26 protein-coding genes are annotated in these 26,511 nt (G+C 65.0%); 7 read left to right on the top strand and 19 right to left on the bottom strand.

Going from position 1 to position 26,511, the window contains the following annotated elements; translation table 11 throughout:
* Positions 1-16: 16 nt before the first annotated feature.
* From FIV09_RS04125 to FIV09_RS04050, 16 genes are all read right to left on the bottom strand, one after another.
* On the bottom strand, positions 17-904 hold the full coding sequence (locus FIV09_RS04125) for an outer membrane protein assembly factor BamD (RefSeq protein WP_152448807.1): 888 nt from the start codon (positions 902-904) through the stop codon (positions 17-19).
* Positions 905-1,038: 134 nt separating this feature from the next.
* Positions 1,039-1,959 (bottom strand): UDP-3-O-acyl-N-acetylglucosamine deacetylase, encoded by a 921-nt coding sequence (gene lpxC, locus FIV09_RS04120; RefSeq protein WP_152448806.1) that lies wholly within the window; start codon positions 1,957-1,959, stop codon positions 1,039-1,041.
* Between the two features lie 208 nt (positions 1,960-2,167).
* Positions 2,168-3,823 carry a cell division protein FtsZ gene (gene ftsZ / locus FIV09_RS04115; protein ID WP_152448805.1) on the bottom strand — a complete coding sequence of 552 codons (1,656 nt, stop codon included), beginning with the start codon at positions 3,821-3,823 and terminating at the stop codon, positions 2,168-2,170.
* Positions 3,824-3,995: 172 nt separating this feature from the next.
* Positions 3,996-5,330, bottom strand: a complete 1,335-nt coding sequence (ftsA, locus tag FIV09_RS04110) for a cell division protein FtsA (RefSeq protein ID WP_152448804.1) — start codon at positions 5,328-5,330, stop codon at positions 3,996-3,998.
* 4 nt (positions 5,331-5,334) lie between these two features.
* The gene (locus tag FIV09_RS04105; protein ID WP_152448803.1) at positions 5,335-6,201 is read right to left on the bottom strand and encodes a cell division protein FtsQ/DivIB; all 867 of its coding nucleotides are present in this window, start codon (positions 6,199-6,201) and stop codon (positions 5,335-5,337) included.
* On the bottom strand, positions 6,189-7,064 hold the full coding sequence (locus tag FIV09_RS04100) for a D-alanine--D-alanine ligase (protein ID WP_254702306.1): 876 nt from the start codon (positions 7,062-7,064) through the stop codon (positions 6,189-6,191). The genes FIV09_RS04105 and FIV09_RS04100 overlap by 13 nt, the downstream gene beginning before the upstream one ends.
* A 108-nt stretch (positions 7,065-7,172) precedes the next feature.
* Complete coding sequence (gene murB / locus FIV09_RS04095) at positions 7,173-8,120, bottom strand: UDP-N-acetylmuramate dehydrogenase (RefSeq protein WP_152448801.1); 948 nt, start codon at positions 8,118-8,120, stop codon at positions 7,173-7,175.
* 94 nt (positions 8,121-8,214) lie between these two features.
* Positions 8,215-8,469 (bottom strand): DUF2484 family protein, encoded by a 255-nt coding sequence (locus tag FIV09_RS04090; RefSeq protein ID WP_152448800.1) that lies wholly within the window; start codon positions 8,467-8,469, stop codon positions 8,215-8,217.
* Positions 8,466-8,720 carry a DUF2484 family protein gene (locus tag FIV09_RS04085; protein ID WP_152448799.1) on the bottom strand — a complete coding sequence of 85 codons (255 nt, stop codon included), beginning with the start codon at positions 8,718-8,720 and terminating at the stop codon, positions 8,466-8,468. The genes FIV09_RS04090 and FIV09_RS04085 overlap by 4 nt, the downstream gene beginning before the upstream one ends.
* 3 nt (positions 8,721-8,723) lie before the next feature.
* On the bottom strand, positions 8,724-10,127 hold the full coding sequence (gene murC / locus FIV09_RS04080) for a UDP-N-acetylmuramate--L-alanine ligase (RefSeq protein ID WP_152448798.1): 1,404 nt from the start codon (positions 10,125-10,127) through the stop codon (positions 8,724-8,726).
* Complete coding sequence (locus FIV09_RS04075; RefSeq protein ID WP_152448797.1) at positions 10,124-11,233, bottom strand: UDP-N-acetylglucosamine--N-acetylmuramyl-(pentapeptide) pyrophosphoryl-undecaprenol N-acetylglucosamine transferase; 1,110 nt, start codon at positions 11,231-11,233, stop codon at positions 10,124-10,126. Before FIV09_RS04075 ends, murC begins: the two co-directional genes overlap by 4 nt.
* A 42-nt stretch (positions 11,234-11,275) precedes the next feature.
* Complete coding sequence (gene ftsW, locus FIV09_RS04070) at positions 11,276-12,442, bottom strand: putative lipid II flippase FtsW (protein WP_152448796.1); 1,167 nt, start codon at positions 12,440-12,442, stop codon at positions 11,276-11,278.
* A 156-nt stretch (positions 12,443-12,598) separates the two neighbouring features.
* A complete protein-coding gene (locus FIV09_RS04065; protein ID WP_254702305.1) occupies positions 12,599-13,561 on the bottom strand; it encodes an ester cyclase in 963 nt (320 codons plus the stop codon).
* Between the two features lie 70 nt (positions 13,562-13,631).
* Positions 13,632-14,618, bottom strand: coding sequence for a carboxylesterase (locus FIV09_RS04060; protein WP_254702304.1), 987 nt, complete (start codon positions 14,616-14,618; stop codon positions 13,632-13,634).
* Positions 14,615-15,367 (bottom strand): alpha/beta fold hydrolase, encoded by a 753-nt coding sequence (locus tag FIV09_RS04055; RefSeq protein WP_152448793.1) that lies wholly within the window; start codon positions 15,365-15,367, stop codon positions 14,615-14,617. Before FIV09_RS04055 ends, FIV09_RS04060 begins: the two co-directional genes overlap by 4 nt.
* Before the next feature lie 99 nt (positions 15,368-15,466).
* Positions 15,467-16,732 carry an MFS transporter gene (locus FIV09_RS04050; protein ID WP_152448792.1) on the bottom strand — a complete coding sequence of 422 codons (1,266 nt, stop codon included), beginning with the start codon at positions 16,730-16,732 and terminating at the stop codon, positions 15,467-15,469.
* 137 nt (positions 16,733-16,869) lie between these two features.
* Here FIV09_RS04050 and thrS point away from each other — a divergent pair, with 137 nt between their 5' ends.
* The 5 genes from thrS to FIV09_RS04025 all read left to right on the top strand — a co-directional run bounded on the left by thrS (position 16,870) and on the right by FIV09_RS04025 (position 21,706).
* Positions 16,870-18,819, top strand: a complete 1,950-nt coding sequence (thrS, locus tag FIV09_RS04045; RefSeq protein ID WP_152448791.1) for a threonine--tRNA ligase — start codon at positions 16,870-16,872, stop codon at positions 18,817-18,819.
* A 333-nt stretch (positions 18,820-19,152) separates the two neighbouring features.
* Positions 19,153-19,452: a DUF2282 domain-containing protein gene (locus tag FIV09_RS04040; protein WP_152448790.1), complete on the top strand. Its 300-nt coding sequence runs from the start codon at positions 19,153-19,155 to the stop codon at positions 19,450-19,452.
* Between the two features lie 96 nt (positions 19,453-19,548).
* Entirely contained in the window at positions 19,549-20,406 is an 858-nt protein-coding gene (locus tag FIV09_RS04035; RefSeq protein WP_152448789.1) for a DUF692 domain-containing protein, read from the top strand.
* A complete protein-coding gene (locus tag FIV09_RS04030) occupies positions 20,403-21,146 on the top strand; it encodes a DNA-binding domain-containing protein (RefSeq protein WP_152448788.1) in 744 nt (247 codons plus the stop codon). Before FIV09_RS04035 ends, FIV09_RS04030 begins: the two co-directional genes overlap by 4 nt.
* Positions 21,143-21,706, top strand: coding sequence for a DoxX family protein (locus FIV09_RS04025; RefSeq protein ID WP_371417749.1), 564 nt, complete (start codon positions 21,143-21,145; stop codon positions 21,704-21,706). Before FIV09_RS04030 ends, FIV09_RS04025 begins: the two co-directional genes overlap by 4 nt.
* Here FIV09_RS04025 and FIV09_RS04020 read toward each other — a convergent pair whose 3' ends face one another.
* Positions 21,707-22,021: an ArsC/Spx/MgsR family protein gene (locus FIV09_RS04020; protein ID WP_152448787.1), complete on the bottom strand. Its 315-nt coding sequence runs from the start codon at positions 22,019-22,021 to the stop codon at positions 21,707-21,709. It abuts the gene before it with no gap.
* Between the two features lie 43 nt (positions 22,022-22,064).
* Positions 22,065-22,970, bottom strand: a complete 906-nt coding sequence (locus FIV09_RS04015) for a LysR family transcriptional regulator (protein ID WP_152448786.1) — start codon at positions 22,968-22,970, stop codon at positions 22,065-22,067.
* 96 nt (positions 22,971-23,066) lie between these two features.
* Here FIV09_RS04015 and metF point away from each other — a divergent pair, with 96 nt between their 5' ends.
* Positions 23,067-23,936, top strand: coding sequence for a methylenetetrahydrofolate reductase [NAD(P)H] (gene metF, locus FIV09_RS04010; protein WP_152448785.1), 870 nt, complete (start codon positions 23,067-23,069; stop codon positions 23,934-23,936).
* A 142-nt stretch (positions 23,937-24,078) separates the two neighbouring features.
* On the top strand, positions 24,079-25,062 hold the full coding sequence (locus FIV09_RS04005; protein WP_152448784.1) for a type I glyceraldehyde-3-phosphate dehydrogenase: 984 nt from the start codon (positions 24,079-24,081) through the stop codon (positions 25,060-25,062).
* Here FIV09_RS04005 and FIV09_RS04000 read toward each other — a convergent pair.
* A complete protein-coding gene (locus tag FIV09_RS04000) occupies positions 25,059-26,309 on the bottom strand; it encodes a GNAT family N-acetyltransferase (RefSeq protein ID WP_152448783.1) in 1,251 nt (416 codons plus the stop codon). The two genes, FIV09_RS04005 and FIV09_RS04000, sit on opposite strands and share 4 nt — an antisense overlap.
* Positions 26,310-26,511 lie beyond the last annotated feature (202 nt).

Genomic DNA, 26,511 nt, shown 5'->3' with positions numbered 1-26,511 from the left:
TGCGCCTATGCGCTTGTTATAACCACTCGCCCTTGACGGTCTGGCGATAGATCCGCGACAGCCAATTGTCGCCGCGCGACCGCATCTCGAGGCCCTGCCCCGTCAGAAGCGCGAAGCTGTCCTCGTACCATTCGGTCGATTGGTAATTGTAGCCGAGGATCGCGCCCGCCGTCTGCGCCTCGTCCGTGAGGCCGAGCGACAGATAGGCTTCGACCAACCGGTGGAGCGCTTCCGGCGTATGCGTCGTCGTCTGGAAATCCTCCACCACGACGCGGAAACGGTTCACCGCCGCGGCATAGTGCTGACGCTTCAGGTAGTAGCGCCCGATCTCCATTTCCTTGCCCGCAAGGTGGTCGAAGGCCAGGTCGAATTTCAGGATCGACGAGCGCGCGTATTCGCTCTCGGGATACCGCTCGATCACGGTGCGCAGCGCCTGGAGCGCCTGGAAGGTCAGCCCCTGATCGCGCCCGACCTCTTCGATCTGATCGTAATAACTCAGCGCCAGAAGATACTGGGCATAGGCCGCGTCATCGTCGAGCGGATAGAAATCGATGTAGCGCTGCGATGCGGAGCGGCTGTTCTCATAGTCGCGATCCTGATGGTAGGCAAAGGCCTGCATGATCAGCGCGCGCTTGGCGAATTCCGAATAGGGGTAAAGCCGCTCGACCTCGGCGAAATACTCTGCCGCGTCTTCGGGCCGGTTGCGATCCAGTTCGAACTCACCGCGTTCGAAGATCTGCTGCGCAGTAAAGTTCTCAAGCGGTTGGTTGGCCGGGTTCGGCTCTGCGGCACGGAAGAAGTTGCCGACGCTCGATCCCACGGAATTCACCGCGCCACATCCCGTGAGTGACAGAACGAGACATCCTGCAACGAGTGCCGATTTCACCCTTACACCGCCTGTCATGCCCGATCTTCCTCGTCCGTCTCGGCGGGCTGTACCGCCCGGTTCAGGATCGGTCCTAGCACAGAAAATTCCGGGGCAAAACGTCTTAACGGCAATTCCCGTGCGGTCGGACACGGGCGCGTGCATTGCCGGGTTCAGGCGACGGCCGGCATCTCGGCAAGGGCGACGCCCGCACCGGGAAGATAGCCGCGCGTGACCGGATCGCAGACCTGCATGCGGAACGCGCCCTCGGTGGTGAAGAGCGCTTCGAGAAGCATGTTCGTCATTGAATGGCCTGCCCGCACGCCCGTGTAATGCCCGAGGATCGGCGCGCCGGCCAATGCCAGGTCGCCAAGCGCATCGAGCATCTTGTGGCGCACGGCTTCATCCGCGTGGCGCAGGCCACCGGGGCTCAGAACGCGATCACCATCGACGACGACGGCGTTTTCATAGGTGCCGCCGAGCGCCAGACCCTGCGCCTGCATCGCCTCGACATCGCTGAGACGGCAGAAGGTCCGGCTGTCGCACAATTCGCGCACGAACGCGCCGTTGGCCAGCGTGATCCGCTTCGTCTGCGAACCGATCGCCGCATCGTCGAAATCGATGTGGAATTCCATGGACGGCGTCCGCGACGGCTCAAGCCGCGCCCAGCCATTCGGCGTCTCGACACTGACGGTGCGCATCACCTCGATCGCGCGCACAGGCACGTTGAGGCTGCGCAGACCGCGCTCGAGGAAGGCTTTCACGAAGGGCAGCGCGCTGCCATCTAGGATCGGCACTTCCGGTCCATCGATCTCGATCAGGGCGTTCTGGATGCCGCAGCCTGCGAGCGCGGCCATCAGATGCTCGATCGTGGAGACCGACACGCCCGCGCCATTCACGATCCGCGTGCAGAGCGGCGTGCGCTCCGCCGCATCCCAGCGCGCGGGCACCAAGGCATCGCCGATGGAGATATCGACGCGCTTGAACCAGATCCCATGCTCAGCCACAGCAGGACGCACGACCATGCGAACCTTGCGGCCCGAATGGAGGCCTTGGCCTTCGAACATCACTGGTGCCTTGAGCGTGGTTTGCACATCGAACTCCAATTCACGCCGGACAGAATTCGCCCGGTGCATTGGACCTAAACGCGCGCCCGCGATCTCTCAAATCAAGTATTACAACGCGTTGAAACATGCGCTGTAACATATGGGCGAAGCACCGCCTGCCCCTGGCAATTCATTAATATTAAACGAAAAACGCCCCCGCAAAGCAGGGGCGCTTCCTCCGGAATGTGACCGGTTTTTAGTTGGCCTGACGCCGCAGGAAGGCCGGGATCTCGATCCGGTCCTGATCTTCGTCCTCATGACGGTCGCTCACGGGATCGGGCTGCTGGGCATGCATCGGCGGCTGGGTGCGGCGCGCGGGCGCTCCACCCTCGGCCGCATGGCCCGTCATGCGGTTGATCAGCGAGTTGATCCCGAAGCGCGGCTTGTCGGCATCGCCGTGGCGCGCTTGCGCCTGCGGCTGGACCTGCGGACGCGGAGCGGGCCGCGCGGGACCTTCTTCGCGGGCGCGCTCGGCAGCGGCCTGAAGGCGCGCCATCGTGTCGGCCGACGGTGTGCCGGGCGATTGCGCGCGCGGCGCGACGAAAGCCTCGGGATTTTCATCGAAGGACGCGGTGTGCGCGCGTGTCTCTGCCCGGCGGGGCTGATAGGCCGGCGGCGGCAGACCGTCATCCTCGACCGCGCGCTCTTCCTCGAAGATGTGCTCCATCTCGTCTTCGGCTGCGGCGCGCTGCGTCTCCAGTTCGGAGAAGAGTGACGGTTCGTCTTCCTCGTAGCCGACATCGGCCTGGCTGCGCGCTGCGACAGGTGCCGGGGCAGGCTCTGCAGGCGCCGGGGCCTGAGCCGGTGCGGGCTCTTCGGCCACGACCGCCTGCTTCAGCGGCTCGGAGAGCTTCCGACGCGGCACGGCCATTTCAGAGGCGCCTTCAGTGGCGTCGATGCCGGTGGCGACGACGCTGACGCGCATCTGGCCCTCAAGGCTGTCATCCAGCGTGGAGCCCACGATGATGTTCGCGTCCGGATCCACTTCCTCGCGGATGCGGTTTGCGGCTTCGTCCAGTTCGAACAGGGTCAGGTCGTGGCCGCCGGTGATGTTGATCAGGACGCCCTTGGCGCCGCGCAGGCTGATTTCGTCCAGCAACGGGTTCGCGATGGCCTTCTCGGCGGCCTGGATCGCGCGATCTTCGCCATCTGCCTCGCCGGTGCCCATCATGGCCTTGCCCATCTCGTCCATGACCGCGCGCACGTCGGCGAAGTCGAGGTTGATGAGGCCCGGACGCACCATCAGGTCGGTCACGCCCTTCACGCCCTGATAGAGGACATCGTCCGCCATCGAGAAGGCTTCGGTGAAGGTGGTCCGCTCGTTCGCCAACCGGAAGAGGTTCTGGTTGGGGATGATGATCAGCGTGTCGACGACCTTCTGAAGGGCTTCGACGCCCTCCTCGGCCTGCTTCATCCGCTTGCCGCCTTCGAACTGGAACGGCTTGGTGACGACGCCCACGGTCAGGACGCCCAGTTCACGCGCGGCCTGCGCGATGATCGGGGCCGCGCCGGTGCCGGTGCCGCCGCCCATGCCTGCGGTGATGAAGCACATGTGCGCGCCCGCGAGGTGATCGACGATCTGTTCGATGCTTTCCTCGGCAGCGGCGGCGCCGACCGTGGCCCGTGCGCCCGCACCCAGACCTTCGGTGACCTTCACACCCAACTGGATGGAGGTCTGCGCCCGGCTTTGCTGAAGCGCCTGCGCGTCGGTGTTGGCCACCACGAAATCGCACCCGTCGAGCGATTTCTCGATCATGTTGTTCACAGCGTTGCCGCCTGCCCCGCCCACACCGAACACGGTGATGCGCGGCTTCAACTCGTCGTGCCCTGGCACGGAAAGGTTCAAAGTCATCGCTAATCCGCCTGCTTTTTTGTGGACCGTTAGGGCCCTTTTTCGCCTATTCCCGCCCAGTATTAACGCCGACGGCACGTTTCGTCATCAAAAAAACGGCAAAATCCCACCAAATATGGCAGTTTTAAGGCCGGTCTTCGCGGTATTTCGCCGATCTCGCGACATATTGGGGTCACCAGTTGTCTCGGAACCATTTGACAGCCCGCTGAAAGGATTTCGCGGGCAGCCGGTCCACCGGGATCTCGAAGTCCCACCATTCGTCCTGCGGATGCGCTGCAAAGAGGCACAGGCCCACCGCGCTCGAGAAGCCGGGACCGGTGGCCGCCTGCGGCAGACCATGCACGCGCATGGGCCGCCCGAGCCGCACCTGCTGGCCCAAGATCTTCGCCGCAAGCCCGTCAAGCCCGGGGATCTGGCTGCCTGCCCCCGTCAGCACGATCTGCTGGGAGGGCAGGTGATCGAAGCCCGCCGCATCGAGCCGGGCGCGCACCTCTTCGAGGATTTCCTCGACCCGCGGGCGCATGATGCCGATCAGCTCGGCGCGGCTGACCGTGCGTCGGTCATGCTCCCAGTCGCCCGTTTCGCCGCCGATCTCGATCATCTCGCGGTCATCCATGCCGGTGGCGACGACGCCGCCATAGAAGGTCTTGATGCGCTCCGCGGTGGCCATCGGCACCTGCAGGCCCATGGAGATGTCGGAGGTGATGTGATCGCCGCCCATCCGCACCGCGTCGGCATAGATCATGTGTTTCTTGATGAAGATCGAAATGCCCGTGGCCCCGCCACCGAGATCAATCGAGGCCGCGCCCAGCTCCTGCTCGTCTTCAACCAAAGCAGCGATCCCGCTCGTGTAGGCCGAGGAGGCAAGCCCCGCGAGTTCCAGGTCACAGCGCTTCACGCAATGGGCGAGGTTCTGGATCGCCATGCCGTCGACCGTGAGCATGTGCATGTCACAGGCCAGGTCCTGGCCGATCTGACCGCGCGGATCGCTGAGGCCGGAACGATGATCGAGCGCGAAATTCACCGGCTGCGCGTGCAGCACTTCGCGCCCATCGCCGAAATCAGGCACGTCACAGGCGGAAAGCACCCGCGCCACGTCCTGCTCGCTGACCTGCGTGCCTTCCAGCTCCACCTGCCCTGCCAGCCCGTAGGACCGCGGATCGGCGCCCGAAAAACAGGCGATGACGTGATCGACGCGGATCTGCGCCATTTTTTGCGCGGCCTGCACGGCGGTGCGGATGGCGCGCTCGGTTTCGTTCATCGCGGCGATCTCGCCGAAGCGCACACCGCGCGAGCGTGTCGTCGCCGCCCCGATCACCCGGAAGCCCGATTGCCCGGCGAGCGAGCCGACACCGTCGACATCCATGTCGCGGCCGGTGCCGTCAAAGCGCAAGATCAGGCAGGCGATCTTGGACGAGCCCACATCGAGCACCGCAACCACACCCCGCTGCATCGCGGCCTTACGCATGTTTCGCATTGCCCGTTGGGATTCATAGAGCTCGATCATGACGTCAGTCGTCCCCTGCCTCGATTTGCCTGATACGCCAGAGGTCCTCCAGCGCGGTTTGTGTCATTCGGAGCGTTGGCCGCTCTCTCAGCCGAAGGTCGACCGCGACGAGGTCGCGCGCCAGCATGTCGACCGCCTGATCCATGGCGATGGCGCGCTCCAGCGCGCGCACCGCGCCCTCTTCGGGCAGCATGATGCGCTGACCGCGATCCAGCACGACGTCCCAGCGCCGCTCGCCCATCCGCTCCAGCCCGCGCAGCCGGTGCCGCAAGGGGGCGGCGGCCGCCACAAGGCGCAAGGCTTCGTTGACATGGGCGTCAGCGCCCGATCCCGCGATGACGGGCAGATCCGGGAAGGCGGCGCGCGTGCTCACCGGTCCGGTCATCACGCCGCCCCGATCCAGCAGTTCGAGCCCCGCTTCGGTCCGCCACAGGACCACAGGTTCGCGCTTGCGCACATTGACCTGCAAAACGCCGCCCTGACGCACGAACAGGCTCGCGGATTCCACCGCGTCGAGGCCGGTGATCGTGCGGCGCATCGCATCGAGGTCGAGATCGAAGGACGAGATCGGAAAATCGAGCGGTATGATCTCGCGAATATCCTCGGAGATGGCGGGGTCCGCGCCGTCGATGGCCATCAGCTCGACCATGAATTCCGGCCGCTCCTGGATCGCCGCCCGCGCATCCGCATAGGTCAGCGCGATCCATTCCCGGTTTTCCTCGTGGGACAGCCACCAGCTCGCCGCCCCGAAGGTCAGCGCGAAGGGCAGACCGACCCGCAGGAGCAATCGGTAGAGCGGGGTCAGCATCATCCGCTCGACGCGGTACTTCAGCCGCGAGGGGGCAGGATCGAAGCGCGTCATCTCTGACATGAAGCATCCTCCACCATCCAGCGGCAGAATTGCCCGAAGCTGAGGCCCGCCTTTTCCGCCTGCTCGGGCGACAGCGATGTGGGCGTCATGCCCGGTTGCGTGTTGGTCTCCAAAAGGATGAGGCCCGCGAGACCCTTGCTTTCGTCCCAGCGGAAATCGGTGCGTGTCACGCCCCGACAGCCCAGCGCGGCATGGGCCCGAAGCGCGTAATCGCGGCAGGCCGCGGCGATCTCCTCGGGGATGTTCGCCGGGCATTCATGGCGCGAGCCACCCGGTTTGTACTTGGCGTCGTAGTCGTACCAGCCATCGGTGATGATGTCCGTGACGCCCAGCGCCCGGTCGCCCATCACGGTCGTCGTCAGCTCGCGGCCCGGCGCGAAGGCCTCGACCATCACGGTCTCCGGCATCTCGGCTGAGAGCTGCGGCGGCGCAGCCCCTTCAGCGACAAGATAGACGCCGACCGACGAGCCTTCGTTATAGGGCTTCACCACGTAGGGCGGCGGCATGACATGCGCGGTCATCACCTCGGCCTTCGAGGCAAGGCGGCTTTCGGCCACGGGAAGACCATGGGCGCGGTAGACGTCCTTGGTGCGCTCCTTGTCCATCGCCAGCGACGAGGCGAGCACGCCCGAATGCGTATAGGGCAGACCCTGCCATTCCAGCAGGCCTTGGACGCAGCCATCTTCACCCCAGCGGCCATGCAGGGCGTTGAACACGACATCGGGAGAAATCTCTGACAGACGCACAACGAGGTCGGGGCCTGCATCGACCTCGACCACGTCAAAACCTTCTGTCCGCAAAGCGGCGGCACATTCCTTGCCGGAACTCAGCGACACCTCCCGCTCCGCGGAAGGTCCACCCATGATTACCACCACTTTGGGGTTTGCCCTGCTCGACATCCCCAAAACTGCCTCTGTCCGGGGCTTTGCCCCTTGTTCCGATCCCGCCGCCTGCCTGCGGCACGAACCTTATTATCGGGGCTTTTCGCCCTCTGTCTCAGGCGCCGGTTCACCGATGCGCATGATTTCCCACTCTAGCTTTATTCCACTGGTTTGGAAAACCTTTTTTCGAACCTCTTCGCCCAAACCTTCGAGGTCCGCCGCCGTGGCGCCGCCGTTATTGATCAGGAAGTTGGAATGCTTCTCGCTCATTTGCGCCCCGCCGCGCATGGCACCGCGCATGCCCGCGTCGTCGATGACCTTCCAGGCCTTCAGATCATGCACATCATCCGCCCGTCCCGTCGAGGAATGCCCGGCGGGATTGCGGAAGGTGGACCCGGCGGTCCGCTCCTTGGTGGGCTGGGTCGCATCGCGCTTGGCAAGCTGCGTCTCCATGCGCGCGGCAAGCGCCTCCGGATCGCCCGATGGCCCCTCGAAGACCACCTCAACGATCACGGTTCCCTCGGCCAGATCGGTCTGGCGGTAGCGGAAATCGAGATCCTCGGCGGTCAGCGTGACGATCTCGCCCGCGCGTGTCACCGCCGTCGCCTCGACGAAGACATCTGCCACATAAGATCCATAGCATCCGGCATTCATCCGCACGGCACCGCCCACGGCGCCGGGGATCGTGCGCAGGAATGTCAGGTCCACGCCTGCCTCGGCTGCCTTCCGCGCCACATGCGCGTCAAGCGCGGCCGCCCCGGCGCGCACGCGGTTTCCCTCGACCGTGATCGCGTTGAAGCCGCGCCCCATGCGGATCACCGCCGCATGCAGGCCCCCGTCGCGCACGATCAGGTTGGAGCCGACCCCCATGGGGAAGACCGGAACGTTCGGCGGCAACGCTTTAAGAAAATCTGCGAGGTCCCGCACATCGGCAGGCTGGAAGAACCAATCCGCAGGCCCGCCGACACGCAGCCATGTCAGGTCGGCCAATGGGCGGTCCGCTGTCAGGCGTCCGCGGGTTTCGGGCATTTTCGTCATGGCCGCGGGTATCGCGCGCAGTGATCCGAGTTACAAGCCCGCCCGGACTGCCTTACCTCTTGGCAATCGCCGCGCCACGCACCGCGCCGACAACTCAGGTTTCGGCCCCGAAGCGACGCCGCAACCACCGCCCGAGATACAGCATCGGCCAGCGCAAAACGCTCGCCCCCGCCGCGAAGACCAGAAGTCCGATCCACGGGCCGTTCTCGTACGTGACGTAGCCCAGGAGCGGGATGCCTACCGCTATCAGGCCATAGGCGCGTCGCCAGTGATTGTCCTGCGACGGGATCATCGCAAGGATATTGGCCGAGAGCGCCCAGATCAGCGCGAGGATTAGCGAGGTTGTCATTCCGGCAGCTCCGGTTTGTGGCCGCGCAGGCGGGCCCAGAAATATTTGAGCGGGTTTCGGAACATCGACAGGAAGGCCGCACATCCCGCAAGCGCCCATACGGGGCCGATACTGACACCGATCCAAACCAACAGAAACGGCGCTGCGACCAGAAGGGCCACGCCGGGGATATATTGCCGCTTCATCGGCAGGCAGGCGGTGATCGTCGCCGCGAGCACCCAGAAACACCCTGTCAGCAATGCGGGTGCCATGGGTCAGCCCTTCAACCGCTTGGGCAGGTTATTGGCCCAGGCCGAGATCGTACCCGCGCCAAGGCAGACCACCATGTCACCCGGTTTTGCCTCCGCGCGCACCAGCGCCTCGAGGTCGTCTTCGTTGTCGATCGCATGGGCGCTGCGATGTCCGTGACGGATGAGCCCCCCAACGAGGTCGTCGCGCGACGCGCCCTCGATGGGATCCTCGCCCGCGGCGTAGACATCGGCAATGGCCACGACATCCGCCTCATTGAAGCAGGCGCAGAAATCATCGAACAGCGAATGCAGCCGCGAGTAACGATGCGGTTGATGCACCGCGATGACGCGGCCCTTCGTTGCATGGCGGGCAGCCTTCAGCACAGCCTGAATCTCCACCGGGTGATGGCCGTAATCGTCGATCACGGTCACGCCCCCAACTTCGCCCACGCGGGTAAATCTTCTGTTAACGCCGCCAAATGCGGCCAGTGCCTTGCGGATTTCGGACGGCTTCATCCCGAGATGCCGCGCCACCGCCACGGCCGACAGCGCGTTCGAGACGTTGTGATCGCCCGGCATCGGAAGCGCGCAATCCTCGATCACGCGGCCCTCCGCCTGCAGCGCGATGTCGAAATGCGCCACACCGTCCTCGTAGCGCAGGTTGACCGCGCGCACATCGGCCTGCGTGTTGAAGCCATAGGTCACGATGCGCCGGTCGGTGACGCGGCCCACGAGGCGCTGGACCTCCTCGTGATCGGTGCAGCACACGGCGAGCCCGTAAAACGGGATGTTCGAGACGAAATCGGTAAAGCCTTGCTTCAGCCGCTCGAAATCGCCCCAATGCTCCATATGCTCGGGGTCGATATTGGTCACGATGGCGATAGTGGCGGGCAGCCGGTTGAACGTGCCGTCCGACTCGTCGGCCTCCACGACCATCCACTCGCCCTGCCCCATCCGCGCGTTGGAGCCGTAGGCGTGGATGATGCCGCCGTTGATGACGGTGGGGTCGATCCCGCCCGCGACCAGAAGCTCCGCCACCAGCGTCGTGGTCGTCGTCTTGCCGTGCGTACCCGCGACCGCGATGTTTGACTTGAGCCGCATGAGCTCCGCCAGCATCTCGGCCCGGCGCACGATCGGCAGACCGGCGAGCCGCGCCGCATCCAGCTCGGGATTGCCTGGCTTGATCGCCGACGAGATCACCACGACCTCCGCATTCTCGAGGTTCTTGGGGTTCTGGCCCACATAGATGCGTGCGCCGAGGCTCTCGAGCCGCTCGGTGATCTTCGAGGCCTTCAGGTCCGATCCCTGCACCGTGTAGCCAAGGTTCAGCAGCACTTCCGCAATGCCCGACATGCCGATGCCGCCAATCCCGACGAAATGGATGGGGCCCACATCGGTGGGCAACTTGGTGGCGGCGGCTGCGTTCATTTCGCTTGGTCCTTGTCTGCAAGTGTCTCGACCATGGCTGCCAGCGCCTCGGCGGCATCGGGGCGGCCCACCGAAAGGGCGGCCTGCGCCATCTGCAGCGCGCCTTGCGGGTGGTCGAGCACGCTTCGAATGGCGTCCGTCATGGCCTCGACGGTCAATTTGGATTCCGGAATGCGGATCGCGGCCCCGGCTTCGGTCAGAGCGCGGGCATTGGCGGTCTGATGATCGCCGGTGGCAGCGGCAAAGGGGATCAGGATCGCGGGGCGACCGATCACCGAAAGGTCCGCTACGGAGGATGCGCCCGAGCGCGAGATCACGAGCTGCGCCTCGCTCATCCGGGCGGGGATATCGTGGAAGAAGGGCTGCACATCGGCATCGATGCCGTTCTCGGCATAGAAGGTCGCGACCCGTTCCCCATCCTCGTCGCGGGCCTGATGGCTGACGCGCAGATGCTGGAGCATGTCCATCGGCAAGGCGGCGATGGCGGGCGGGACCACATCCGACAGGATCCGCGCCCCCTGAGAGCCGCCGATTACCAGAAGCGACATCGGGTAATCGCCCGGCGGGATATAGGCCGCGCCCTGGCGCTCATGGACCGACAGGCGCACGGGATTTCCCGTATGCGTCGCCTCGACACCTTCGGGCAGCGCTGTCGGCCATGTGCCGCAGGCCACCGCATCGACGCGACGGGCAAAGATCTGGTTCACCCGGCCCAGCACGCCGTTTTGCTCATGGATCATCCGCGGAAGCCGCATCAGCGTGGCGGCCCCCAGCGCCGGGATGGAGGGATAGCCGCCGAAGCCCACGACCACGTCGGGGCGGTCGCGCAGCATGCGCATGGCCATGCCGACGATGCCGCCCGCCACCCGGAACGGCACCAGCGCCTTCGAGAGGAGGCCGCCCCGCGCGAAGGTCGCGCTCGAGACCTGCTCGATTTCAACGGAATGCGGGAAGCCGCCGGTATACCGCGCGCCGCGCGCATCGGTGGAGAGTTTCACCCGCCAGCCGCGCCGCAGCATCACCTCGGCCAGGCTCTGGGCGGGAAACATGTGCCCGCCCGTGCCGCCGGCGGCGATCACGAGAAGAGGGCGGTCGTGCTGTGCCATATGCGCGCTCCTTCCGTCTCGTCCCGCGCCCGGGGCGGGCCGCTAGCGCAGCCGCCCGCGCAGGATATCGCCAATCTCACCCTGCGGCCGTGTCCGTGTGAAGGCCAAAAGCATGCCGACCGAAATGCCCATCGCGATGAGCGAGGATCCGCCGTAGCTCACGAAGGGCAAGGTCATCCCCTTCGCGGGCAGAAGCCGAACCGCGACGCCCATATTGATCATCGCCTGGACGCCGAACATGCAGGCCAGCCCCGTCCCTGCGAGCCGGATGAAGGGGTCGCGTTCCTTCATCAGCCGCAGGAGCGACCGAACGACGACGCTCGCATAAAGACAGATGATGAAGAGGACAAGGACGAGGCCGTATTCCTCGGCGGCAACCGCGATGATGAAGTCCGTATGCGCGTCGGGCAGCGACCATTTCACCTGTCCCTCGCCCACGCCGACACCGAAAAAGCCGCCCTCCTGGATCGCGTTGGTGGCGTAGCCGATCTGGGTCGTGGGATCGATGTCGGGGTTGAGGAAGCCGTCGATGCGACGCGCGAAATGCTCGGAATTGTTGTAGGCGAACATGCCGCCCAGCACGACCATTCCGGCCATTCCCAGAAGCAGGAACATGGGCGCACCGGCTACGAAATACATCACGCCCCAGCCGAAAAGCACGAGGCAGGCCTGGCCGAAATCAGGCTGCATCGCCAGCATCAGCACGATGGCCATGACCAGAAAGAAGGACCAAAGCCGCCCCGGCGGGCCACCGATCTCCTGGCTGGCGGCCATCATCCAGGCCGCGACGATGATGAAGGCGGGTTTTAGGAATTCCGACGGCTGCACCGATGCAAAGCCGAGGCTGTACCACCGCACAGCGCCCTTGCCGAAATCGGTGCCGAACAGGGGCAGGAACGCCAGCGCCACAAAGGCCACAAGGAAGGCCAGCACCGCAAGTCTGCGCACGAGAACCGGCGACAAAAGCGACGTGACGACCAACGCGATCAGCGCGACCGTTCCGAAGATGGCCTGACGCTGCACGTAGTGAAACGCGTCGAAGCCGTTGCGTTCCGCCAGTGGCGGCGATGCCGCGAGCCCCAGAAGGATGCCGATTGCAAAGAGAATGAGGATGCAGGACAGCGACCATTTGTCGATTGTCCGCCACCATTTCGGCAACACGGGTTCGCTGTCGCGCACCCGGACCGTGCCGTACACCATCTCGGTCATGAAAACCGCCTGAATAACTGCCTCGAATGCCCGGTTTTCCGGGTCTGACGCGGAGTCTAGCCAATCCGCCGTGTCATTGCCAGCAAAACAAGCACGCTTATGCCGCAATTACAGGCGCGCGGGGATGCGCCCCTCGCCACGCAGCCCGACCTACGCTCAGCCCGTCTGCGCCTTGATCTGCATCCAGATCGCGCCCGGATCGATGAGCGTCCATTCCCGGCGCAGGCCACCGGGGCCGAATTCGGCCTGGCTCATGCCCATGACATGCACCTCCGCTCCGGTCGGTGCCCCGAACAGCCCCGGCCCGTCATGGCGTCCGTCCAGAGACCAGCGCAGGAAAGCCCGCGGCGGCAGAAGCGGCGTCTCCAGCCCGAAGCGGTGATGCACCTTGAATTGCGCCGAAGGGAAGGCCGCGCGCAGGCCCAGCCAGAATTGCCGTGCCGCCGCACCCCCACGCCGGGTGATGCCGCCCGGCAGCGCGATTTCGGCGGCAGGGTCGGTCTGACCATCGAAAAGATCGAAGCCCCCATCCATCGCGCGCTCGAGGAGTGCGGCCCAGGCGCGGCCCCATTCGCTGCCATTGCCCTGCGCCGTGTAAGCCCCGGGCTCATCGATACCGGGTCGAAAGGGCGCGCTGTCGCGGTCGCCCCAGGCGAGACGCTCCGCCGCCCAACGTTCCGGATCGAGGCCAAGGGCGGCGAAGATCGCCGCACTGTCGCGCAAGCGCCAGACCTCACCGATCACGGCCCCCTTGGCCGCAACATCCATCAGAACGCGGTATTTCGCCGCCTTGCCGGTGGCTGGCCCGTAAAGCCCGGCCCCGTCATGCGTGCCCTCGCAAAACAGCCGTAAAGCGCCTGCCCGCGTGCCACCCGCGATCGCGGTCCATCCCGCATCCTCGACATATAGGCTGCGCCCCGGAAACGCCGCCAACGGCTGCAGCGCCGCCGTCGCAATCGCCAAGCGCCCCTGAAGAAGGTGATCCGGCCCCCGCAGGATCGCGTCGGGATGCAGATGCGCCTCGAACAACCGTCCGAATTCGGCCCTGCCCCAAACGGCATCGGCCACCCCCCTCAGGGTTTCGGCGAAATCGACGCTCTGATCGCTCCAGTCCTTCACGCGCTGCCCTGCTCTGCCTTGCCGGTCTTCGATTCAGCTCGGGTCTAACGCGGGATTGGTTAAGCGCGGATTAATCAGAGACGGGCGCGACGGGGAGGGCGCGGGCCCAGTCGACGATGCGAGCCACAACAGGCCCGGTCATCTCCGGCGACAGGATATCGCCCGCGATCACATGCGCCGCAGGCTCAGTCCGGGCGGGATCGACGGGCATGATCTCCACGGGCCCGCCCCAGGCCGAGGCCACCTGCCGCGTCACGCCCGCATCGACGACCTGATCGAGATCCGAGAACACGAAGAGCGCAGGCGTGTCGATCCGGTCATGCGGCACGGCACGCGCGGCCTTCACCGTCTCGGCCATCGGCAGCAGCGCGGTGGTGGGATAGGCTGTGGTCCAATGCGCGGCGTGATCCGCATTCTGCGGCGAGAAGCGGCGCTCCGCCCCGGCAAGGAGCGGCCCCCAATAGCGCACGCCCGGCCAAGTCAGAATCATCGCGGAGAGACTTTTAACGCGGTAGTTCGGCGAGATCAGGACTAGCCCCGCGACATCTTCGGAAAGATCCGGGTCATGAGCGGCCAGGGTTGCGAGCGTGCCGCCGGTCGAGGTGCCAAGGACGAGAACCCGCTCCCCGATACGCCGTCCGATGGCCATCGCCTCGGCCACGTCCCCCATCCAATGCGGCAGGCTGGCTTCGGCCATCGCGGCCCCGTCGCGGCCATGTCCCGTCAGGCGCGCGAAATAGAGGTTGGCCCCCAGCGCCTCAGCCACGCGGTCCGGCACCGGGCGGATTTCCTCGGGCCCTGCCGAGAAGCCATGCAGATAGACGACCGCCCACTCGGTCCGATCTTCCGGCACCCTCGCCCAGATCACCCGTTTTGCAGCTCCTTCGCGCAGATCCGGGACGCGCGCCTCCCGTCCTTCCAGGTAAGCGTCGACGCCGTCCGACAGCAGGGCTTCATCGAATTGGGCGCTCAGATCATCTGGCTCCTCCGGGGCGAGCCAGAGCGCCACTGCCACAACGAGGATAAGCCCCGAGAGCAGCCTGACGACCCATCTCACGCCTCGGACCCTGCCAGAACCTCGAGGATCGCCGCCTCGATGAGCGCGAGACAGGCGGGGTCGGAAAAGCGGTGATCAGCCCCCTTCACGAGGCTCAGCCGCACATCCTGCCCGTCGATGTGATCGAGCAGCTGCAACGCCGTCTCCCGCGTGACGGAGCCGTCCTCCGTCCCCTGAAGAAGGCGCACCGGATAGGGCATCGGCAATGGCGTGCGCATGACAAGGTTCTCTCGGCCATCCTCGATCAGGCGCCGGGTGATGATGTAGGGATCGTCATATTCCGAGGGCAGCGCGATCTGCCCGTCGGCCATGAGCCGGTCGCGATCATCCGCGCTGAAGCTCGCCCAGAACGCATCTTCCGTGAAATCGGGCGCCGCGGCGATGCCGACGAAACCCGCGACCTCGCTCAGACGCCGGGTCATCAACGTGGCGATCCAGCCCCCCATGGAAGAGCCGACCAGCACCACGGGGCCGGTCGTTGCATGTCGGATCACCGCTTCGGCATCTGCGGCCCAATCGCCGATGCAGCCGTCCTCGAACGCGCCGCCCGACTGGCCGTGCCCGGAATAATCGAACCGCAGGAAGGCGCGGCCCTGCGCCTTGGCCCAGGCCTCGAGATGCACCGCCTTGGTGCCTTCCATGTCCGACTTGTAGCCTGACAGGAAGACGATGCAGGGCCCTTCCCCATTGGTCTTCACGTAAGCCAGATCGCGCCCCTCGGGGCTTGTCAGTCGCTGCGTGCCGCTCATTCCATCTGCCCGTTTGCACTCTGCCTTGCGGGACTATGCCGAACTCACGCGGGCGGCGCCAGTCCGACCCGGCGCGTGACCGGGCCAAGACCAGCCTGCTTAATCCGCCAGTTCCTCGACCTCATTGAGGCCCAGCGCCGTGACAGCGCCCAATGCGGACAGAACGGCAAATCCGGCCAATGCGATCTCCGGCCCCAAGGTCGCAAGCGCACCACCAAAGGCGCCTGCGACGAGCAGCAGCGTTCCGATCGCGGTGTTGGCAAGGGCCGCGTAGGAGGCGCGTTGATCCTCCGGCGCCATATCGACGAGATACGTGGACCGGCCCGACCGCACCCCCTGATAGGCGATCTGAAGCCCGAACAGGATGACGGGCGTCACCCAAATCGCGGAGGTGAACCCCAGAAGCGCTGCGACCACCGCGACGACCATGGCCGCACTGCCGCTCAGCCCCGCCAGGATCAGCACCCGCCGCGAGGAACGGTCCGACAGCCGTCCCCAGATATAAGACGACACGAACGCGGCCGCTGCCGAGGCCAACAGGAGCGCACCCAATTTCTGAAGCGCGCCACCACCATCGTCGAGCAGCACCAGATAGGGCGGGGCCAAAGCGGTCGCGGTCAGAAAGCCGCGCGCGGCAATGAAGCGGCGGAACTGCGCATCTTCCCGGAGCGGCGCCAGGTTAAGACCATCTCTCTCTCCCGGCTCGGACGCCTCTTCTTCAACGCGGGTAAAGATGGCCGCGGCCACGATCCAGAGTACGGCAGCGAGGCCTACCGCGATGGCAAGCGGTGTGATGTCCTGCATTAGGCCCGACAGCAGAAGCAACGCGAAGATCAGCACCGCCGCGGAGGAGGCCGACCCCGCAACGCCCTTGACCGCGCCGCGGCGCGTCTTTTTCACCGTCTTGCCGAGGATGTCCTTGTAGCTCACCGAACAGGCCGCGCGGGAGACGGCCAGCACCGCCAGAAGCCCGCAAATCGCAAGCCCGCCAACCCAGCCTTCCAGCGTCAATGCTGCGACCGCGATGCAGGCAGCCGCGATACCCTGCCCCAGCGCGCCCGCGATCCACATCCACTTATGGTACCGCATCGCCTCGACGGGCCCGGCCAGCAGGACCTGAGGCAGCAGCGCTCCGGCTTCGCGGATCGGGACCAGAAGCCCCACGAGGGCGGCAGGCGCGCCGATGGATTGCATGATCCAGGTCAGCACCAGCTTCGGCGAGATCAGGCCGTCCGACACCTTCGTCATCGACAGCGACAGCATGTGCCGCAGACCGTCGCGAGCCTCGCGCGCGGAGGCTTCCCCGCCATCGTCGGTCAGCGTGCCATAGAGATCTTTAGCGTCGGTGTCCGTCACGTCGACCATGTCCCATCCTTGTCTGCAATCATGCTACCGAACGCCCGTCTTGACAGCGGGTTCCCCCCCGGCCATTCAGTCGCACATCGACATATACCCGCAACCGGGCGTTCCGTGGGCGCCAAACCGACGAGGAGTGCTGGCCAATGGCCCAGATTTCCCTGACTTTTCCTGATGGCAATGCGCGCGACTACGCGGCTGGCGTGACGCCCGCCGAGGTGGCCGCATCGATCTCCAAATCGCTGGAGAAGAAAGCCATATCCGCAAGCGTGAACGGCGCGCATTGGGACCTGCAATGGCCCATCGAGGCTGACAGCGCCATCGCCATTCATACGCTTCAGGACGACGCTCAGGCGCTCGAGCTCATTCGCCACGACCTCGCGCACATCATGGCCCGCGCCGTGCAGGAGATCTGGCCGGACGTGAAGGTCACCATCGGCCCCGTTATCGAGAACGGCTGGTACTACGATTTCGACCGCGCCGAGCCCTTCACGCCCGAGGATCTGGGCGAGATCGAAAAGCGCATGAAGCAGATCATCGCCGCGCGCGAGCCCGTCCGCACCGAGGTCTGGCCGCGCGACAAGGCCGTGGCGCACTATGAGGCCAATGGCGAGCCCTACAAGGTCGAGCTGATCGACGCCATTCCGGGCGACGAGCCGTTGCGCATGTACTGGCACGGCGACTGGCAGGACCTCTGCCGCGGCCCGCATCTGCAACATACCGGTCAGGTCCCCGCGGATGGGTTCAAGCTGATGTCCGTGGCGGGCGCTTACTGGCGCGGCGACAGCTCCCGCGCGATGCTCCAGCGAATCTACGGCGTGGCCTTCAAGAACAAGGAAGACCTCAAGGCGCATCTGCACATGCTCGAAGAGGCCGCGAAGCGCGATCACCGCAAGCTCGGCCGCGAGATGGACCTCTACCACATGCAGGAAGAGGCGCCGGGCCAGATTTTTTGGCACCCCAACGGCTGGTCGATCTACACGAGCCTTCAGGATTACATGCGCCGTCAGCAGCGCGCGGGCGGCTACGTCGAGGTCAACACGCCCCAGGTCGTCGACCGCAAATTGTGGGAGGCCTCGGGCCACTGGGACAAGTACCAGGAGCACATGTTTATCGTCGAGGTGGACGAGGAGCATGCCCGCGAAAAGGCGGTCAATGCGCTCAAGCCGATGAATTGCCCCTGCCACGTCCAGATTTTTAACCAAGGGTTAAAGTCTTACCGCGATCTTCCTCTGCGCATGGCCGAATTCGGATCGTGCAATAGATATGAACCATCCGGTGCCTTGCACGGTATAATGCGTGTCCGCGGATTTACGCAGGATGACGCTCATATTTTCTGCAGAGAGGATCAGATCGAAGATGAAACACGACGCTTTATCGACTTTCTCAGTGAAATCTACCGCGACCTCGGATTCGAAAGCTTCAAAGTCAAGTTCTCCGACCGTCCAGAGACCCGTTCGGGATCGGATGCCGTCTGGGACAAGTCCGAAGCCGCCCTCAAGGCGGCCACGACTGCCGCAGGTTGTGCGTTCGAGCTGAACCCCGGCGAAGGCGCTTTCTACGGACCGAAGCTGGAGTTTGTTCTGACCGACGCAATCGGCCGGGATTGGCAATGTGGCACGCTGCAGGTCGATTTTGTCCTGCCGGAACGGCTCGACGCAACCTATGTAGGCGCCGACGGGGCGAAGCACCGCCCCGTCATGCTGCACCGCGCGGTTTTGGGCTCGTTCGAACGCTTCATCGGCATCCTGATCGAGGAACACGCGGGCAAACTGCCCTTCTGGCTGGCCCCGCGCCAGGTCGTCGTGGCCTCCATCGTGTCGGAGGCAGACGATTACGTGCACGAGGTGGTCGCCAAGCTGCAAAAGGCAGGCGTCCGCGCCGAAGCCGACATCCGCAACGAGAAGATCAATTACAAGGTCCGCGAGCATTCCGTGGGCAAGGTGCCGGTCATCCTCGCCATCGGCCACCGCGAGGTCGAGGAGCGTACGGTGACCGTCCGCCGTCTCGGCGAAAAGCAGACCGCAGTTGCAGCGCTCGATGAGATCGTCGCGACATTGGGTGCGGATGCGACCCCGCCCGATCAGCGCGACTGAGAACGCCCAAAGACTGTAACATTTCTGGCGCGCGCCGTGAGCACCCCTCCGGCGCGCGCTTTGCTGCGGGTGGTCGGTTGCAACATTCCAGCGCGGGAGCCTTTGGAATTGTTACAGACACGCGGGACTGTCGCGCGGTCACCACGCTAAAATGCGCTCAAATACAGGCACTTGAGCACACCCGCTCACGGCTTTCGCACCCGCAGAACGATAATCGGAGCGTGAAGCACAGCCCTGTGAGTGGCGCGACCCTCCGTCGCAGGCCAGTCTGGATGCGACCCGGCGGCCCACCCGTCGGGGCTTGTGACCAGATAGCCAATGAGGTTCGACACGATGTCCACAACGATCAAGACCGCCGCGCTTGTCGGCGCCGTCGCCGCCAGCTTCGCTGCAACCGGCGTTCACGCTCAGGCCAAGGAAAAGTGCTTCGGCGTCTCGCTTGCCGGCGAGAACGATTGCGCCGCGGGCCCCGGCACGACCTGTGCGGGCACCTCGACCGTCGATTACCAGGGCAATGCCTGGACGCTCGTGGATGCTGGCACCTGCACCGAGATCGACCTGCCGCAAATGGCCGACGGCACGCCGCGCGAAGGCTCGCTCGAAGAGCTCGACCGCGATCTGCCCACGGGCTGATACGCCTTTGAAATCGATCGGGCGGGTTCAGGCCCGCCCGACGCCGTCCGTCTCTGTCCGACCTGTCTGTCCCACCCGTTCGAGGACACGCCGATCATGTTCGATCACAGCCCAAACACGCTGCCCGCAGCGCCCGGCATCGGCTTCAAGGCGCAGCACTTTTCCGCCCTGACCGAAGATCCCGGCCCCGTTCGCTGGATCGAGATCCACGCCGAGAATTACATGGGGGCCGGTGGCCGCCCGATGGCGCAGCTTGCAAGTCTGAGTGAACGCTTCCCCCTTTCGATCCACGGCGTGGGCCTGTCCATCGGCGGAGAAGGCCCCCTCGACCCGGAGCATCTGGCGCGCCTGAAACAGCTGATCGACCGGACCGGGCCCGCCAGTTTCTCGGAGCATCTGGCGTGGTCGACCCACGAGACCACGTATCTCAACGATCTGCTGCCCCTGCCCTATACGGAGGCCACGCTGGCCCGCGTCGCGTCTCATATCGATGAGGTGCAGGAGACGCTCGGTCGACAGATGCTGCTTGAGAACCCCTCCTCCTATCTCGCCTTCGAGGCCTCGACCTATTCCGAGCCCGAATTTCTGCGCGCATTGGTGCAACGCACCGGCTGCGGGCTGCTTCTGGATGTGAACAACGTCTTCGTATCCGCCACCAATCTCGGATACGCGCCGCAGGATTACATCGACGCCTTCCCGCTGGAGGCGGTGGGCGAGGTGCATCTCGGCGGCCATGACGAGGATACCGACGATCATGGCGCGCCGCTTTTGATCGACAGCCATGGCCGCGCCGTGGCCGACCCGGTCTGGACGCTGCTCGACGCGGTTCTGGCCCGCACCGGTCCGAAACCCGTTCTGATCGAATGGGATACCGACGTGCCCGACTGGCCGATCCTCGCCGAGGAAGCCCGCAGGGCCGAGGAGGCGCTGTCCCGCCTCAGCGTGCCCGCATGACAGGCGCGAGGGCCTTCCATCCCGCGCTTCTCGATGCCGAAGCGTCCGTGCCGCCTGGCCTCACCGACGGGAAGGGCCGCCCGGCAGGTCGCCGCTACGCCGTCTATCGCAACAACGTCGCCGTATCCCTGACAGAGGCGATCACCACCGGCTTTCCCGCCATCGCCTCCCTTCTGGGTGCGAAAAATATGGGCCATGTCGCAGGCGCCTATATCCGCCGCGAACAGCCCGACACGCCGATCCTGTCGCAATACGGCGCAGGGTTTCCAGACTTTCTGGCAGCACAGGATCAGCTGTCGCACCTGCCATATCTGGCCGATGTCGCCCGGATCGACCTCGCGATGCGCCGCTCCTATCACGCGGCAGATCACACGCCCCTCGATCCCGCGATCCTGACCAACCCCGACGAGGCAGCGCTCATGGCAACCAGGCTGCCCCTCGCACCCTCGGTCGAAACGGTCTCATCGGCGTGGCCCATCTGCCAGATCTGGCGATTTGCCATGGGGCAGACCCGTGAAAAGCCCCAAGGCGGGGCAGAAGACGTGGCCATCCTGCGCGCCGAGTTCGATCCGGTTCCCGTAGCCCTCCCGCCGGGCGGCTTGCCGTTTCTCAACGCTCTGCGGGACAAGGCCCCGCTTGGCGACGCGATCGCTGTCGCGGGCGCGTCCTTCGATCTGACCGCCACTTTAACGCTGCTTCTGACCCATAACGCGTTTGCCGCGCCCCAGCCCCAAGGATGATGCCGATGCTTCGCGCGCTTCTCTTCGCCCCGTCCGATCGCAACGACCAATGGCTCCCGCTGATGGCGCGGTTCGTCTTCGCGGCAACGCTCTTGATGTATTTTTGGAAATCCGCCCTGACGAAGCTCGACGGCGGTCCGTTCACCCTCTCGACCGGCGCCTATGCGCAGATCTTTCCAAAAGCGTTCGAGGCCGTCGGATATGATGCCAGTCAGTTCGGATTTTATCACTGGGCCGTCGTCATGGCAGGCACCTATGCGGAATTCGTGCTGCCCGCCCTTCTGGTGATCGGCCTTCTCGCCCGGCCCGCCGCCTTGGGCATGATGGGCTTCATCGTCGTGCAAAGCCTGACCGATCTTTATGGCCATGGCGGCATTGCCCATACCGAAACGCTGGGCGCCTGGTTCGACCGCATCCCCGATGGCGTGATCCTGGATCAACGGGCCTTCTGGATGCTGGGTCTCACGCTGATTGCCGTGAAAGGCGCGGGCGCGCTGTCCGTAGACCGCTTTCTTGCGAGGGACGCCGCACAGCCGCGCGGCGCCCTTCCGGCCGAGTGATTAGACGCCCAGCGCCTCGCGCGTCTGCGCGTCAAAGCCGAGATACATCTCGTCGCCCGCCTCGATCAGCGGCCGTTTCATCAACGTGGGATAGGCACCGATCAGCCAGACGGGCTCCTTCTTGCGCTCCGTCTCGGGCAGATCCCGCCAGGTGGTCGAGCGGGTATTCAGCACCTTGTCGCCGAAGCGCTCCAATGCGGCGGTCAGCACCTCGCCGGGCAAACCATCTTCGCGCACGTCTACGAATTCCGCGTCGGGCAGCGCCTTGCGCGCCTGGCGGCAGGTGTCGCAGGTTTTGATGCCGTAGATCTTCATGAATGCAGGCTCCTTTGTTCAACGGACCGCCGCAGCGCGCACATCACGCCGCTTGCAGCTTCTCCGCCTCAACGCGCGCCAACGCGATCAGGTCCTGCACAAATGTCTTGCCCTCGTCTGCGCTGCGCGTGGCGGCATAAAGCCGCCGGGTGATCCCGGTCTCGGTCAGGGGCCGCGTGACGTAGTCCGAGCTGTATTTCACCTCGCGCACAACCCAGTCGGGCAGAACCGCCACGCCGCGATTGGAGGCCACGAGCATCAGGATCACTGCCGTCAGTTCCACCTGCCGGATCGCCGCGGGCTCCACCTTTGCCGGGGTCAGAAGCTGCGAGAAAACATCGAGGCGCGAGCGTTCCACCGGGTAGGAAATCAGCGTCTGACCGCGGAAATCCTCGGCCGTGATGAAGGATTTCTGCGCCAGCGGATGGGCCGCGGCCGCCACGAAGACCGGATTGTAATCGAACAGTTCCGTGAAGGTGACGCCGGGTATTTCCTCGGGATCGGAAGAGACGACGAGGTCCACCTCCTCTTTCAGCAGGGCGGGCAGCGCATCGAAAGCCAGGCCGGGCCGGATATCGACATCCACGTCCGGCCAGGTCTTGCGAAACGCATCGAGCACCGGGAAGAGCCACTCGAAACAGGCGTGGCATTCGATCGCGATATGCATCCGCCCGGTTACGCCCTTGCGCAGCCCTTCGAATTCCGCGGTCAACGCCTCGACCTGCGGCAGGACCTGTTCCGCGAGGCGCAAGAGGCGCAGCCCCGCAGGCGACAGCTTCATGGGCTTCGAGCGGCGCACGAACAGCTCCACCCCGGCCTGATCCTCGAGGCCCTTGATCTGATGCGACAGCGCGCTTTGTGTAATGTTGAGCTGTTCGGCTGCCCGCGCGACGCCGCCCGCGTCATGGATCGCCTTGATCGTCCTGAGATGACGGAATTCGATATGCACCCGCAGTCTCGCTCATGTTGTTGTTGAGTATTATGAGTTTGTTTCACAGACCGTGACATGCGACAAGGCTCATCACGCAAAGAAGGATTGCCCAGAATGACCCGCCGTCCCGACGTCTCGTTCGAGTTTTTTCCGCCCCAGACGCTGGATGCGTCTTTCCGGCTTTGGGACACGGTGCAGACCCTGGCCCCGCTCGGGCCGCGTTTCGTATCCGTGACCTACGGTGCGGGCGGCACCACCCGCGAGCTCACGCGCGAGGCGGTCGGCACGATCCACAAGCATTCCGGCCTGCGCACGGCGGCGCATCTGACTTGCGTGAACGCCACCCGCGAGGAAACGCTCGGCATCGCACGCGGCTTTGCCGAGGTGGGCGTGACCGATATCGTGGCGCTCCGCGGTGATCCGCCCAAGGGCCAGGACAAATTCGTCGCGACCGAAGGCGGTTTCCGCGACAGCTGCGAGCTGATCACGGCACTGAAGGAAACGGGCGATTTCACGATCCGCGTGGGTGCTTATCCCGACACGCATCCCGAAGCGCCGACCGACACGGCTGATGTCGAATACCTCAAGCGCAAGTTCGATGCGGGCGCGGATGAGGCGCTGACGCAGTTCTTCTTCGAGGCGGAGACGTTCTTCCGTTTCCGTGACGCCTGCGAGAAGGCAGGGATCGACAAGCCCATCGTGCCGGGCATCTTCCCCATCGAGAACTGGAAGGGCGCGCGCCGCTTTGCGGAGAAGTGCGGCACCAAGATCCCGCAATGGGTGATCGACGCGTTCGAGACGGCCACCCGCGACGGGCGCGAAGACCTGCTGGCGACCGCGCTCTGCACGGAGCTCTGCTCGAACCTCATCGACGGCGGCGTGGACAAGCTGCATTTCTACACGCTGAACCGTCCGGAGCTGACCCGCGATGTGTGCTTCGCGCTGGGCGTCACCCCGGAAACCCGTCTCGAAAACGTCGCCTGATCGGGGATTGCAACCGTCCTGCTTCGCGGTGGATCGCGGGGCGGGATCTGCGCCACCCGCCCGAAAAACCGATACAATATTTGACTTGCGGCACGCGGCGGCACCCCGCATTCCTGTCCCGGACAGGTATCGGGAGGCGGATATGCGCATTGCCATCAATGGCTTCGGACGGATCGGGCGCACCGTTCTGCGCCAATGCCTGACCCTCGCGGATCACGACGATATCGAGGTCGTGCTGCTGAACGACATCGCGCCACGCGCCGATTGCGCCTATCTCTTCAAGTATGACAGCGTCTACGGCCCCTTCCCCGGCGATGTGCAGGCCACGGATGAAGCGCTTGACGTGGACGGTGTCTCGATCCCGTTCACACGGCATGCGGACCTCGCCGAGCTCGATCTTGCGGGGGTCGACGTTCTGCTGGAATGCACCGGAATCGTATCGACCCGCGCGGAGGCCGCGCGCGGTCTGTCGGCAGGTGCGCGCAATGTCCTGATCTCCGGCCCCTGCCTCGAGGCGGAGCGTACGATCGTTCTGGGCGCCAACGAGGAGACGATGGGCGACGCGCGGATTGTCTCCAACGCTTCGTGCACCACCAACGCGCTTGCCCCGCTTCTGAAGGAGCTCGATGCGACGGTCGGCGTGCGCCACGGGCATATGACGACGCTGCATTGCTATACCGGCAGCCAGCCCACGGTCGACAAACCGCGCGGCCCGTTCGAGCGCTCGCGCGCCGCGGCCGTCTCGATGGTGCCCACGACGACAAGCGCGGCAACCCTCATAGATCATGTACTGCCGGGCCTCGCCGGGCGCATTACCGGTGCGGCCGTGCGCGTGCCCGCGATCAGCGTGTCCGCCGTGGACCTCGTGGTGCAACTCGAAAAGGCTCCAATCGAGGGCGCGGAGGCGCTGCTTTCCCAGATCGCTGCCCGCTCAGCCGTTCTTGGCGCGACGCGAGATCCCTGCGTCTCGGTGGATATGCGCGCACGTCCCGAAAGCCTCGTGATCGCGCTGCCTGAAACCCAGGCCAGCGCACCGGATCACCTGCGCATCTTCGGCTGGTATGATAATGAATGGGGGTTTTCCGCCCGCATGCTCGACATGGCGCGCCTGATGGCCGCGCGTTAGGACCGCAAGCCCCTGAGACAAGCCCGCGCATCTGCCGCCTCCGCAGCCCGGCCCTTATGGGTCAGGCGCGCTGTCAGCGCCTCGGCTTGCGGGATGCAGGCCGTGTCGAAATACCCCGCCGCACCGCCTTCGCGCCGTGACACCCGGATGGATCCGACCTCCTTTTGCTCCGCTCCGAAGTGGGAACTGCAAGGCGCGTCGCCATGGCCGAAATCGTATTCGGTGAAGCCGCGCTCGATTGCCCATCTGATCGATTGCGCATGGAGAACCAGCCCCAAGGGCTTGTCGGCAGCCTGCGCATCAAATCCCGCAACAATGAAATGCACGCGGTTCATGTCGTGGTCGAGGATATGTGCCTGCGCCGCGATGGGGCGGTCCCCGTCCCAAAGGATTGCAAGGCACAGACAATCGATCTTGAACGCATTGGTCAGCATGGCGCGGTAGTTCCGCGCGATCCGCTGGGCCTCATCCGCGCCCTTCTCCGGCACCCAGTTCTGCACCCCATGCTCCGATAGGATGTCGAGATCGCGACGCACCGTCTCCGCATCCGAGAAGGTCACGCGCCACGCCCCCCGCACGAAGTGACGCCGCCACATCTGCCGCAGCGTCTTGCGGGTCTTGCTCGAAGGGATTCCGTCGCGGAAGGCCTCGTAGGTGTCGAGAAGATCCACCCGATGGCTGGCCCGGGGGGCGACGGCATCCTTGGCGACCCGGTGCTCCGGGAACGCGACCGTGAATCGTGCATCCGTCTCGAACGCGGTGGCGAAACTGCGCAGGCGATCATTGCTCGCCTCATGCCGCATTTCGAAATGCAGCCATGTCATCTGTTTCAATGCAGCACCCGTAAGGCGGATCGCGTCGGGGTCGTAATCGGGATGGCACAGCCAACCCGCATATTCCGACCAGATCAACTGACCGCCCGGACCGAGAAGCGTGCAGAATGCGCCCTTTTGCCCGCTCCAGCCGGTCTTGACCTGGAGCGGCAGGATGCAGACCGGGTCGGGGCCGCGCGCCGGATCCCGTACGACCACCAGCCGCCAGGCCTCCGGATTGTCGCGGAAGGTCCGCTCTAGCCAAGCCCAGCTCAAAAAGACGGTGTAGTGCGGATCGAGTGCCTCAAGCGCCTGCCAGCCGCTCTTGAGCGCAAGGAAGTCCTCGAAGTCCGCGATGACCGAGACCTCGAGAGTGGCCTTCCCGAATTGCAGGATAGAGGCCGATCTTTCGTGAATTGATCCACCGTCAGGCATGATGCACCTCTCCGATCCGCGATGTGTGGGGAGCTTTGCGCATTTTGGGCGGCGCAGTGCAGTTTTCGACGCACACACTGCACTTTTTGCACGGCCCTGCCGGGCTTGGCCGGGCTGAATCCTCCAGCCTGCGGACCTTCGCCATGATGTGTTCACGTCGCGCCATCGCGCATCACTCCCGGTGACTTCGCAAGGATCATGC

The organism is Roseivivax sp. THAF197b, assembly GCF_009363255.1.
In the GTDB taxonomy this organism is placed as follows: Bacteria; Pseudomonadota; Alphaproteobacteria; order Rhodobacterales; family Rhodobacteraceae; genus Roseivivax.
The sequence above is the reverse complement of the archived record's forward strand: the minus strand, read 5'-3'. Positions and strand labels throughout refer to the sequence as shown.